The 11,604-nt window shown below is 63.0% G+C and carries 10 protein-coding genes; 8 read left to right on the top strand and 2 right to left on the bottom strand.

Features of this window, described 5'->3' with window-relative positions:
* Positions 1-20 precede the first annotated feature (20 nt).
* On the top strand, positions 21-557 hold the full coding sequence (locus HBO09_RS24545; RefSeq protein ID WP_169997568.1) for a GNAT family protein: 537 nt from the start codon (positions 21-23) through the stop codon (positions 555-557).
* Positions 558-563: 6 nt separating this feature from the next.
* On the opposite strand, the gene HBO09_RS24540 is transcribed toward HBO09_RS24545, so the two are convergent.
* Positions 564-1,532, bottom strand: coding sequence for a helix-turn-helix domain-containing protein (locus HBO09_RS24540; protein ID WP_169997570.1), 969 nt, complete (start codon positions 1,530-1,532; stop codon positions 564-566).
* Between the two features lie 90 nt (positions 1,533-1,622).
* On the opposite strand from HBO09_RS24540, the gene inhA reads away from it, so the two are divergent.
* The gene (gene inhA, locus HBO09_RS24535) at positions 1,623-2,303 is read left to right on the top strand and encodes an isonitrile hydratase (protein WP_169997572.1); all 681 of its coding nucleotides are present in this window, start codon (positions 1,623-1,625) and stop codon (positions 2,301-2,303) included.
* A 241-nt stretch (positions 2,304-2,544) separates the two neighbouring features.
* On the opposite strand, the gene HBO09_RS24530 is transcribed toward inhA, so the two are convergent.
* Positions 2,545-3,174, bottom strand: coding sequence for a LysE family translocator (locus HBO09_RS24530; protein ID WP_169997574.1), 630 nt, complete (start codon positions 3,172-3,174; stop codon positions 2,545-2,547).
* A 159-nt stretch (positions 3,175-3,333) separates the two neighbouring features.
* Here HBO09_RS24530 and HBO09_RS24525 point away from each other — a divergent pair, with 159 nt between their 5' ends.
* The 6 genes from HBO09_RS24525 (at position 3,334) to HBO09_RS24500 (ending at position 11,602) form a co-directional block, all read left to right on the top strand.
* Positions 3,334-3,849: a sigma-70 family RNA polymerase sigma factor gene (locus tag HBO09_RS24525; RefSeq protein ID WP_169997576.1), complete on the top strand. Its 516-nt coding sequence runs from the start codon at positions 3,334-3,336 to the stop codon at positions 3,847-3,849.
* Positions 3,836-4,804, top strand: coding sequence for a FecR domain-containing protein (locus HBO09_RS24520; protein WP_169997578.1), 969 nt, complete (start codon positions 3,836-3,838; stop codon positions 4,802-4,804). Before HBO09_RS24525 ends, HBO09_RS24520 begins: the two co-directional genes overlap by 14 nt.
* 98 nt (positions 4,805-4,902) lie before the next feature.
* Entirely contained in the window at positions 4,903-7,386 is a 2,484-nt protein-coding gene (locus HBO09_RS24515; protein WP_169997580.1) for a TonB-dependent receptor, read from the top strand.
* A 402-nt stretch (positions 7,387-7,788) separates the two neighbouring features.
* Positions 7,789-9,228, top strand: a complete 1,440-nt coding sequence (locus HBO09_RS24510; protein ID WP_169997582.1) for an undecaprenyl-phosphate glucose phosphotransferase — start codon at positions 7,789-7,791, stop codon at positions 9,226-9,228.
* Positions 9,228-10,691 (top strand): mannose-1-phosphate guanylyltransferase/mannose-6-phosphate isomerase, encoded by a 1,464-nt coding sequence (locus HBO09_RS24505; RefSeq protein WP_169997584.1) that lies wholly within the window; start codon positions 9,228-9,230, stop codon positions 10,689-10,691. Before HBO09_RS24510 ends, HBO09_RS24505 begins: the two co-directional genes overlap by 1 nt.
* Positions 10,691-11,602, top strand: a complete 912-nt coding sequence (locus HBO09_RS24500; protein ID WP_169997586.1) for a glycosyltransferase — start codon at positions 10,691-10,693, stop codon at positions 11,600-11,602. Before HBO09_RS24505 ends, HBO09_RS24500 begins: the two co-directional genes overlap by 1 nt.
* The last annotated feature ends 2 nt before the right edge of the window (positions 11,603-11,604 follow it).

Below are 11,604 nucleotides of genomic sequence, written 5' to 3'. Positions count from 1 at the left end.
CGCCAACCAGGCAACTCGACTTGAATAGCTTCCCCACCCTCTGCACCGAACGCTTGCAACTGCGGGAGTTGACCGCCAACGACGCCCCGGCGCTGTTCGCGATCTATCGCGATGCCGAGGCCATGCCTTGGTTTGGCATCGACCCCATGACCGACCTATCCCAGGCCCACACCCTGATAACCACCTTCGCCCAATGGCGCACCCAGGCCAATCCGGGCACGCGCTGGGGCCTGGAGCATGACGGCAGGTTGATCGGCACCTGCGGGCTGTTCAAATGGAATCGCCACTGGAACAGTTGCGCCCTGGCCTGCGAGCTGGCGCCGTCGGCCCGGGGGCACGGCTTGATGAGCGAGGCCCTGCGCAGCGTGCTCGACTGGGGCTTTGCGCAGATGCAACTGCATCGTGTCGAAGCGCTGGTTCACCCCCAAAACCGGCCGTCACAGGCGTTGCTGGAACGTTTGGGCTTTACTCGCGAGGGCGTGCTGCGCGAGGCCGGGTTCTGGGCGGGGTGTTATCAGGACCTGCAGGTGTTTTCACTGCTGTCACACGAGCATTGAGCTGACTCAAGCCGGCGCCGAAAACCGCTCGCGGTAAACCTGCGGAGTGATCGACAAGGCGCGCAGAAAACTGCGGCGCATGGTTTCTTCGCTGCCAAAACCACATTGCGCGGCGATGCGCTTGATCGCTACGGCGCTGTCGGCCAGTTGCCGGCGTGCGGTTTCCACGCGGATCAACTCGACTGCTCGCGCTGGAGTCTGCCCCGTTTCGGCGCGGTAATGGCGCACGAAGCTGCGTTCGCTCATGCCGCACGCCGCCGCCAGGGTCGGGATGTTCAAGTCCAGGTGCAGGTGTTCGGCAATCCACGCATGCAACTCGCTGAAGCGGCTGCCGCCCTTTTGCAGGGACAGGGTGACGCTGAACTGCGACTGCCCACCGGGGCGCTTGAGAAACACCACCAAGTGCCGCGCCACCTCCAGGGCCACCGCGCGGCCCAGGTCCTCTTCCACCAGGGCCAGGCACAAATCGATACCGGCGGTGACCCCCGCCGAGGTCCAGACCGCCCCCTGCTGGATAAAAATCGGGTTGGCCTCGACCTGCAGCCTGGGGTATTTGCGCGCCAGTTCCTCGCAGCGCGTCCAGTGGGTCGCGACACGGCAACCGTCCAACAGGCCACTGGCAGCCAGCAGGAATGCGCCGGTACACACCGACGTCACGCGCCGAGAGTGCCTGGCCTTGTTCCGCACCCACTCCACCAGGCCCGGATCTTCGGCGGCGCCATACACCCCCCAGCCGCCGGCGATCACCAGGGTGTCACAGGGCGTCTCGGTAGCAGGTAACGGCTCGGCCACCAGGGCCAAGCCGGCGGATGTCATCACCGGCTCGGCCTGGGCGGCAATCACGTTGACCGCATAGGGCAACGGCAAGCCTTGCTGGCGCGCCAGGTCATTGGCCGAGGCAAACACCTGCAAGGGGCCGGTGACGTCGAGCACCTGCACATTGGCAAAGGCGAGTACATGGATGATTTTCGGCATGATTGGCGTGATTCGTGGGCTCAATGGCGTATGCGCCAAAGCCTAGGCCACTAGAGTGAAGCCGTCCATCCTCTTTCCTGGAGTTTCACCATGACCTTGCAGATCGGCTTTGTGTTGTTCCCCGGTATCCAGCAACTGGACCTCACCGGGCCCTACGACGTGCTGGCGTCATTGCCGGATGTGAAGCTGCACCTGATCTGGAAAGACCTGGCGCCACTCACTTCCAGCAGCGGGTTGGTGCTCTGTCCAACCATCACTTACGACGACTGCCCGGTGCTGGATGTGATCTGCGTACCGGGCGGTTCAGGGGTAGGACCGTTGATGGAAGATGAGCCGACCCTGGGCTTTTTGCGCCAACAATCCCAGACCGCACGCTATGTGACGTCGGTGTGTACCGGCTCGCTGGTGTTGGGTGCGGCGGGCTTGCTGCGCGGGCGGCGGGCTACTACGCACTGGGCCTATCACGACATGCTGGCCACCCTGGGCGCGATCCCGATACAGGAACGCGTGGTGCGCGACGGCAATCTGTTTACCGGTGGCGGCATTACGGCGGGGATCGATTTTGCCCTGACCCTGGCCGCCGAGTTGTACGGCGAGGCGGCCGCGCAACTGGTGCAGTTGCAACTCGAATATGCGCCGGCCCCGCCCTTCAACGCCGGGCGCCCAGACACCGCGCCACGGCCAGTGCTGGACGAGGCCAACAAACGCACCGCGCAATCACGCAAGACCCGCGCCGAAATCACCGCAAGGGCAGCGGCGCGGCTGGGCTGAAGACCGGACTTTTCCCCTTGTGCGGGCTTGCCTGGGATGACCATCGGTATCTACATAACTTTCAGAAACTGACGACTTACCCTGTGGCGAGCGGGCTTGCCCCGCGCTGGGCTGCGTAGCAGCCCCACTCCAGGCACCGCGGTTGTTTCAGACATACCGCGCCGGCAGGTTCTGGGGCGGCTCCGCCACCCAGCGCGGGCGATGCGGCGTTCCGACAAGCCCGCTCGCCACAACAAGCCCGCTACACCGTGCGCGGCATCAACGCCAGGCGCACGGCCAGCAACGTCAACACCGTGGCCAGCCCCCATTTTTGCAGGCCTGCGGTCTTTTCACTGCCAGCGAAAAACCGGCTGATCGCCCCGCCAAACACCCCCAGCACTGCGTGAAACACGCCTGCAATCAACGTCAGGACCAAGCCCAGTTGCACCAGTTGCAGGGCAATGGGGCCGGCCTCGGGCTTGACGAACTGCGGCAGGAACACCATGAAAAACAGCAGCGCCTTGGGGTTGAGCAGGCTGTTGAGCATGGCGCGCATAAACACCCCGCCCAGGCGTACCCGCACAACCTGGGCGGTGTCCAGGGACGGTTTTTTCTGCAGGGTCTTGAACGCCAGCCACAGCAGGTAGACCACGCCGGCATAGCGAATCAGGTCAAAGGCCGGGGGCCAACTGGCCACCAGGGCGGTGACGCCGGTTGCGGTCAGTGCGGTCAGCAGCAGGTCCGCCACGCCGATCCCCAGGCCAGCCGCTACCCCACCCCGCCAGCCGTAGCTCACGCCATGGCTGATGACAAAGGCCATGTTCGGCCCGGGCGACAGCAACAACAGCAGTACGGAACCGGAGAAAACCGCCAGGGTTGCGAGATCGATCATGCTCAGCTCATCCGCCAGGGAAAACCGTAGATTAGTCCTACCTGCGCCACCGATACCAGCTTGCCGGCGCGGTAGCTGAAGATAGGTGATTGCCCAATCCCACAGGCCACGCCTAGAATGCGAACCGTTATCAATTAAGACGCCTGCGCCAGGACGACCATGTCGAGCGACTACCCTCCGGATCATGCGGCAATCGGCCAGCTCTACCAGACCCACCATTCCTGGTTGCGCGGCTGGTTGAAGCAGCGTACCGGCTGTCGCGAGCATGCCGCCGACCTGGCCCAGGAAACCTTCGTACGCCTGCTCAATAGCCGCAAGCAGCAGAGCTTGCTGCAACCCAGGGCGTACCTGAGCAGCATCGCCCGCAGCCTGATGATCGACCAGTATCGGCGGCGCGAACTGGAACGCGCCTATCTCGACAGCCTGGCCCATTTCCCCGAATACGAAGCCCCTTCGCCAGAAACCCGCCTGTTGATCCTCGACAGCCTGGAGCGCATTGACCGCCTGCTGGACCAGCTCAAGCCACGGGTGCGCGAAGCATTTTTGCTGGCGCAACTGGACGGCCTGACCTGCCCGCAGATCGCCCTGCGTCTGGGCGTGTCCAAGGCCACCGTGGAACGCGACCTGGCCAAGGCGCTGCATGCCTGTTATCGGTTGCGCTATGCCGACTGCTGATCCGCGCCTGGTGGACCAGGCCATTGAATGGATGATCAAGCTGCGTTTCAACACCGCCGATGACGCCAGCACCGCCGCGTTCGAAAGCTGGCTGGCCAGCAGCACCGAGCACCAGCAGGCCTGGCAGCGGGTCGCGACGATGAATGATGATTTGCGCCATCTGCCCGCCCACCTCAGTCGCCAGACCCTGGACAGCGCTCGCCGGCGGATCAGCCGCCGCGAGAGCTTGAAGCTGCTGGGCCTGGTGGCCGGTAGCGCCGGGTTGACCTGGCTGGGCCGCGACTACACGCCGCTGCCCAGCCTGCTGGCCGAGTACCGCACCACCACCGGTGAACAGCGCTGGATCAGCCTGGATGACGGCAGCCGTATCCAACTCAACAGCGCCAGCGCCATCGACACCTCGTTCAACCGCGAACAACGCCTGGTGCAACTGCGCCAGGGCCAGATGCTGATCGATACCGGCCGCGACGGCCGTTCGCCACGGCCCTTCTGGGTACAGACCCACAACGGTTATCTGCGGGCGCTCGGCACGCGCTTTATGGTGCGCGAGGAGCCTCAAGGCACCCTGCTCGCCGTGCAACAGGGCAGCGTCGCGGTGTTTGCCGACCGTCTATCAGGCAATGCCCGCCAGGTGGTCAAGCACGGCGAACAGGTGCTGTTCAACCGCGACGGGATTCATCCCCCGCCCGCCAACGGCCTCGACCCCTGGGCCTGGAGCGACGGCGTGATCAGCGCCCGCGACATGCGCCTGGATGACTTCCTCAGCGAACTGGGCCGCTACCGCCACGGCTTGTTGCGCTGCAGCGAGGCCGTCGCCGGCCTGCGCGTGTCGGGCACTTATCAGGTGGGCGATACCGATCAAGTGCTGGCCTTGGTCGCCCAGGCATTGCCGGTCAGTGTCACCTATCGCAGCCGCTATTGGGTCACGGTTACCCCGCGCACCGCCCGCTCGTGAAAAATAAATGAGGTGAATTCTCATTGCCGTTCGACCTGTAAGGAAAGGCCGATCAACAGGCCCGTTCTGTCCACTTCCTTCAGGAGCAACCCGCGCTCATGCAAGCGTTCCCCTCACAGCGTTCCCCCCTGCGCCAAGCCATCAACGCCGCCCTGCTCTGTGCCTGCCTGGCAAGCACCCTGCCCGGCACCGCCCTGGCCCAGGAGCCGACTCGCGACAGCCAGACGCGCACCTGGAATATTGCCCCCGGCCCACTGGCCAGCGCCCTTGACCAGTTCGCCCGCCAGGCCGGCATCAGCCTGTCTTATGACGCCAGCAGCGTGGCCGGCAAAACCAGCTCGGGCCTGACCGGCGCATTCGACAGCCCGCAGGCCCTGGGCCAACTGCTCCAGGGCCAGGACCTGCAAGCCCAGCGCCAGGGCGACAACACTTGGCTCCTGCTGCCAGCGACGGGCCAAACCGACGCGCTGAACCTAGGCGCCACCACCATCACCGGCGAGCGCCTGGGCGCCACCACCGAGGGCAGTGGTTCCTACACCACAGGCGCCGTGACCATTGGCAAGGGCCAACACAGCCTGCGGGAAACCCCGCAATCGGTGAGTGTGATGACCCGCACGTTTATGGATGACCAGAACATCAACACCATTGATGAATTACTGGAACGTACGCCGGGGATCACCACCTACGAATCGCCTATGGGCGGCAAGTACTTCTACTCCCGGGGTTTCAAGATGCTCGGGCAGTACCAGTACGACGGCGTGCCGCTGGACATGGGCAAGGATTATGTTCAGGCCGACAGCTTCAGCGCCAACATGGCGATCTACGACCGCGTGGAAGTGCTCAAGGGTGCTGCCGGCATGCTCAAGGGCGCCGGTACCGCCAGTGGCGCGGTGAATTTTGTGCGCAAGCGGCCCCAGGACAAGCCCACCACCCACCTCGCGCTTTCGGCCGGCACCTGGGATAACTACAAGGCAGAAGTGGATACCGGCGGCCCGCTCAATGACAGCGGCACCGTGCGCGGCCGGGCGGCGGTCAGCCAGCAGAATCGTGCTTCCTACATGGATATCGCCAAGCGCCAGGACCAGGCGTTCTACACCGCCCTGGACATGGATATCACCCCCGATACCACCCTCGGTTTCGGCGCCAGCTACGAAGACGTCGATGCCACGCCCTGCTGGGGCGGCATCCCGCGCTACAGCGATGGCAAGAGCATCGGCCTGAGCCGCTCCACGTGCCTGGGCCAATCCTGGAATGACTGGCAAAGTCGGCGCAGCACCCTGTTCGCCGACCTGACCCACCACTTCAATGACGACTGGAAACTCAAGGTCAGCGCGGTCCACAGCCGCAACCTGCAAGACATCAAATACGCCGCCAGCCAAGGTACCGTGGCCTATGGCGACCCGGCCCCCACGGCCAACAGCTACGCCGCGCTGTTTGACTACGATCACAAGGACTACGGCCTGGACGCCTACATCGACGGCAAGTTCGAAGCCTTTGGCCTGGAGCATGAACTGATCCTCGGTGCCAACGGCAGCCGTGGCAGCCAGGACGATGTGTACGCGATCCGCAACCTGCCCCAGCGCCAGCCCCTCTACCAACCCAATCACCACCTGCCGGAGCCGGCGGACGACACGTTCTGGCCAAACATGTACCGCGGCGGCACGGTCAAGGAAACCGCCACTCAATACGGCACCTACGCCACCCTGCGCCTGCGTCTGACCGAGCCGTTGCTGCTGGTGGTCGGCAGCCGCGTCAGTTGGTTCGAAAACCGCCGCCAATCGAACAACCTGGCCTGGGGCGAGTGGAGCGTACAGGATGCGCGCACCAAGGAAACCGGCGAAGTCACACCCTTCGCCGCGTTGATCTATGACCTCAACGACAACCTGTCGGTCTACACCAGCTACGCCGATATCTTCCAGCCTCAAAGCTCCTACGCCACCGTCAGCGGCGCGGCCCTGAAGCCGAAGATCGGCGAGAACTACGAACTGGGGATCAAGGGCGAATGGTTCGACGGGCGCCTCAACAGCTCCCTGGCACTGTTCCGCGCCATCGAGAAAAACGCTGCCCAAACCGACTACCTCACCCAGTGCGGCACCTCGGCCGACGGTTACTGCTACACCGACACCGGCAAGGTCCGCGCCCAGGGTCTGGAGGCCGAGATCAGCGGTGAACTGCTGGAACGCCTGCAAGTCTTCGGCGGCTATACCTACACCCAGACCAAGACCCTCAACAACATCGACACGCAGGCCGAAGGCAGGGCCTCCACCAGCTATGTGCCACGGCATATGTTCCGGCTATGGGGTGACTACCAATTGGACGGCGCCCTGTCGAAATGGACAGTGGGCAGCGGCGTCAGTGCCCAAAGCAGCAACTACCGGCTCCAGACAATCAAGCTGGAACAACCCGGCTACGCCTTGTGGAGCGCGCGCCTGGCCTATCGGGTGGACAACACCTGGACCGTGGCACTGAACGGCAACAACCTGTTCGACAAAAACTACTACCAGACCGTCGGGACCGACTCCTGGGGTAACTTCTATGGCGAGCCGCGTAACTTCACCGTGAGTCTCAAGGGCGACTTCTGATCCCCATCCCCCTGTAGGGGCCGGCCAGCCGGCTCCTATCCCTCTGTCAAAAAAGGTTTTCCTGCCCGGCAGGATAATTCCGATTTTTGTTTCTACACTCCAAAAAGCCATCACTTATTCTCGATAAATCTGAGAATACCGGCAAAACATGTCAACAATCCGTCACAACAAGAGTATCTTATGAAACTCGACGGCAACCACCTTGATAAAAGTCAAAACCTTGACGAACAAATCAAAAGGAGCCATCATTTAGCCATTACTTTGCAAGAATACCTGCGAGCAGACAGGTAATTGCGCTTTACCCAGCGAAAGCATTCGTTCGCGTTGCGCCACTTGTAAGCAACTGCCTTATGGATGAGCAACCGAACAGGGAAGTCCTGGTGGTGCATTGAGGGATGATTTATGCGTGAGAAGTCGTCAGTCGACAGCCTGTTCCTGACTCGTACCGGCTTTGTTGAATTCTTTGTGGTTTTCGTCAAATTACTGCACGGCCTGACGGCGGTCCTGCCGGCGATGATCCTGTTGTTCTATCCGGATCCGGTGGACCCGCAAATGCGTAGCCACTACCTGGGCCTGCTGCTGTTCTTTGCGATCCTGACCATCATTCTGTTCCAGGCCCTGGGGGTGTACTCCGAGGACCTGTTCAGCAACCGCCTGCGTTTTCGCGTCATGCTGGTCGCCTGGATCTCCGCCTTTTGCATCCTGCTGTTCATGTACCAGATCCTGCTGCTGTTCCCGCAGTTGAGCCCGCGCAACCTGATGTTCTGGTTCACCCTGAGCCTGCTGTTGTTTGGTGTGGAACGCATCCTGATGCTGCGCCTGTATCGCAACCTGATGAAAAACGGCAAGTTCCTGCAGCGCACGGTGATCCTCGGCTTTACCGACACCGCCGTGCATGTGGCCGAACACTTGTCGCGCAACAGTGATATCCGCTCCGGCCTGATCGGTTTTATCGACGACCGCACCGAACGCATCCCCAACGAACTGAGCAACCTGCCGTTGCTGGGCAACACCCGCGACCTGGAAAAGCTGATCAGGTCCGAACAGGTCAACCAGGTAATGATCACCCTGCCCTGGGCCGCCGAGCAGCGCATCAACGGGCTGGTCAAGCGCCTGCGGCAGATGTCGGTCAACGTCATGCTGGTGCCCGACATGGCCGCCCTGCGCTATGGCCACAACCGCATCACCGATGTCGGCGGCATCCTGATGTTCAACACCTCGCAACTGCCACTGCGCGGCTGGTCACCCTTTATCAAGCGCTGCGAAGACCTGCTGCTGGCCAGTGCCGGGCTGCTGCTGTTGTCGCCGATCATGCTGGTGACGGCCATCGCCATCAAACTCGACTCCAAGGGCCCGGTGCTGTTTCGCCAGAAGCGCTATGGCTACAACGACAACCTGATCCGGGTGTTCAAGTTCCGCTCGATGTACGTCGACCAGACCGACCGCAATGCCGAATGCCAGACCACCCGCCTCGACCCGCGCATCACCCGCGTCGGGCGGATTATTCGCAAGACCAGCATCGACGAGCTGCCCCAACTGTTCAACGTGCTGCTGGGCAACATGTCGATGGTCGGCCCACGCCCCCATGCCACGGCCACCAAGGCCGCCGGGATTCCTTTCGAGGAAGCCGTCAGCGAGTACAGCTCGCGCCACCGGGTCAAGCCAGGCATCACCGGTTGGGCGCAGATCAATGGCTACCGCGGTGAAACCGACACCCTGTTCAAGATTCAGAAACGGGTCGAATACGACCTGGAATACATCGCCAAATGGTCGGTGTGGTTTGACCTTTACATCGTTTTCATGACGGTCCCGGCCGTCCTTTCCACCAAGGAAGTCTATTGATGAACCCCCTCAACGGATTGATTCCCTGCATCATTTCCGGTGGCTCGGGCACGCGGCTGTGGCCGGTTTCGCGGCAGAACATGCCCAAGCCGTTCATGCGTATGCGCGACGACCAGAGCCTGCTGCAGAAAACCTTCCTGCGCGCCAGCCACCTGCCGGGGGTCGACAGCGTGCTGACGGTGACCAACCGCGACCTGCTGTTTCGCACCCTGGACGATTACCGCGCGGTCAACACGGCCCAATTGGGCCTGGACCTGCTGCTCGAACCGTTTGGCCGCAACACCGCCGCCGCCATCGCGGTCGCGGCCCTGCATGTGCAAGAGTTTTTCGGCGGCGACGCACTGTTGCTGGTGATGCCTGCCGACCACCTGATCCTCGATGAAAGCGCCTTCGCCCAGGCCGTGGCCCAGGCCCGTGAATTGGCCGAAGCGGGTTACCTGGTGACCTTCGGCATCCAGCCCGACCGCCCCGAAACGGGCTTTGGCTATATCGAACAAGGCACAGCCCTGGCCCAAGGCTTCAGCGTCCAGCGCTTCGTCGAAAAACCCGACCTGGCCACCGCCCAAGGCTACCTGGATGGCGGCAAGCATCTGTGGAATGCCGGGATGTTCTGCTTCAAGGCCGCCAGCGTGCTCGAAGAACTGGCGACCCACGCGCCAGCCGTGCTGGACGCCGCCAAAGCCGCGCTGGCGCACAGCACCAGCCTGCAGAACAGCAGCAGCCGCCAGCGCGAACTGAACCCGCAAGGTTTTGGCAGCGCGCCGGACATCTCCATCGACGTGGCCCTGATGGAGAAATCCGCCCAGGTCGCCGTGGTGCCCTGTGACATTGGCTGGAGCGATATCGGCTCTTGGGAGGCCGTGCGCCAGTTGACCCCCAGCGACGACAACGGCAACCAGATCAATGGCGAAGCGATCCTGCACGACGTGCACAACTGCTACATCGACTCGCCCAAGCGCGTGTTGGGGGCGGTCGGGGTGCGCGACCTGATCATCGTCGACACCCCCGACGCCCTGCTGATTGCCGACGCCAACCGCAGCCAGGACGTGCGCCATATCGTCGCCGAGCTCAAGCGCCAGAACCACCCGGCATTCAGCCTGCACCGCACCGTCACCCGACCCTGGGGCACCTATACGGTGCTGGAGGAAAGCACCCGCTTCAAGATCAAGCGCATCGTGGTCAAGCCCAAGGCGTCGCTGTCTTTGCAGATGCACCATCACCGCAGCGAACACTGGGTGGTAGTCAGCGGCGCGGCCATGATCACCAATGGCGAGCGCGAGATCCTGCTCAATATGAACGAGTCCACCTATATTCCCGCCGGGCACAAACACCGCCTGACCAACCCCGGCATCATCGACCTGGTGATGATCGAGGTGCAGAGCGGCGAGTACCTGGGCGAGGACGACATCGTGCGCTTCGACGATATCTACGGCCGCGCGCCCGCCGGCGAGCCCCAGCCCTGATGCGTACCTCCCTGATCATCCCGACCCGCAACGCCGCCAGCCACCTCGACCGGCTGCTGCCGGCGCTGCGCATGCAAACCCTGCAGCCCGACGAAATGCTGGTGGTCGACAGCGCGTCGAGCGACGACACGGTGGCGCGCTTTCGCGAGTTCGGCGCCCGTGTCGAAGTGATCGACGCACGCCACTTCAACCACGGCGGCACCCGCCGCTGGGCCAGCGAACAAGTGGGCGGCGACGCCCTGATCGTGATGACCCAGGACGCGATTCCGGCCGAACCCGAGACCTTCGCCAAGCTGCTCGAAGAGCTGCAACTGGACCCGCTCAATGGTGTTGCCTACGGCCGGCAACTGCCGCACCCCGGCGCGGGTGTGCTGGGGGCGCAGTCGCGGCACTTCAATTACCCGGCGCACAGCCGCAGCAAAAGCCTGGCCGATGCGCCGCAGTTGGGGATCAAGACATGCTTTAGCTCCGACTCGTTTTCCGTGTACCGGCGCAGCGCCCTGCAGGCCGTGGACGGGTTCCCCGCCGATGTGATCGGCAGCGAGGACGCCTACGTCGCCGCACGCATGCTGCTGGCGGGCTGGAAGGTGCAGTACGCCGCCAGCGCCCGGGTCTATCACTCCCACGATTACCGACTCATGGATGAATTTCACCGCTACTTCGACATTGGTGTGTTCTACGGCCGCGAGCCGTGGATTCGCCAAGCGTTCGGCGACGCCGGCGGCGAAGGTAAACGCTATGTACTGGCCGAACTACGTGCCTTGCGCGAGGCCCACGCCTTGCACCGCGCGCCCGAAGTGGTGGTGCGCAGTGCCTTTAAATTGCTGGGCTATCGCCTCGGCCACCTTGAACGCTACCTGCCCAAATCGCTCAAGCAGCGCCTGGGCATGTTTTCCACCTACTGGACTTGAGC

The sequence above is a fragment of the Pseudomonas sp. WS 5027 genome (genome assembly GCF_012985695.1).
GTDB lineage: Bacteria > Pseudomonadota > Gammaproteobacteria > Pseudomonadales > Pseudomonadaceae > Aquipseudomonas > Aquipseudomonas hygromyciniae.
This window is presented reverse-complemented; position numbering and strand designations above follow the sequence as displayed.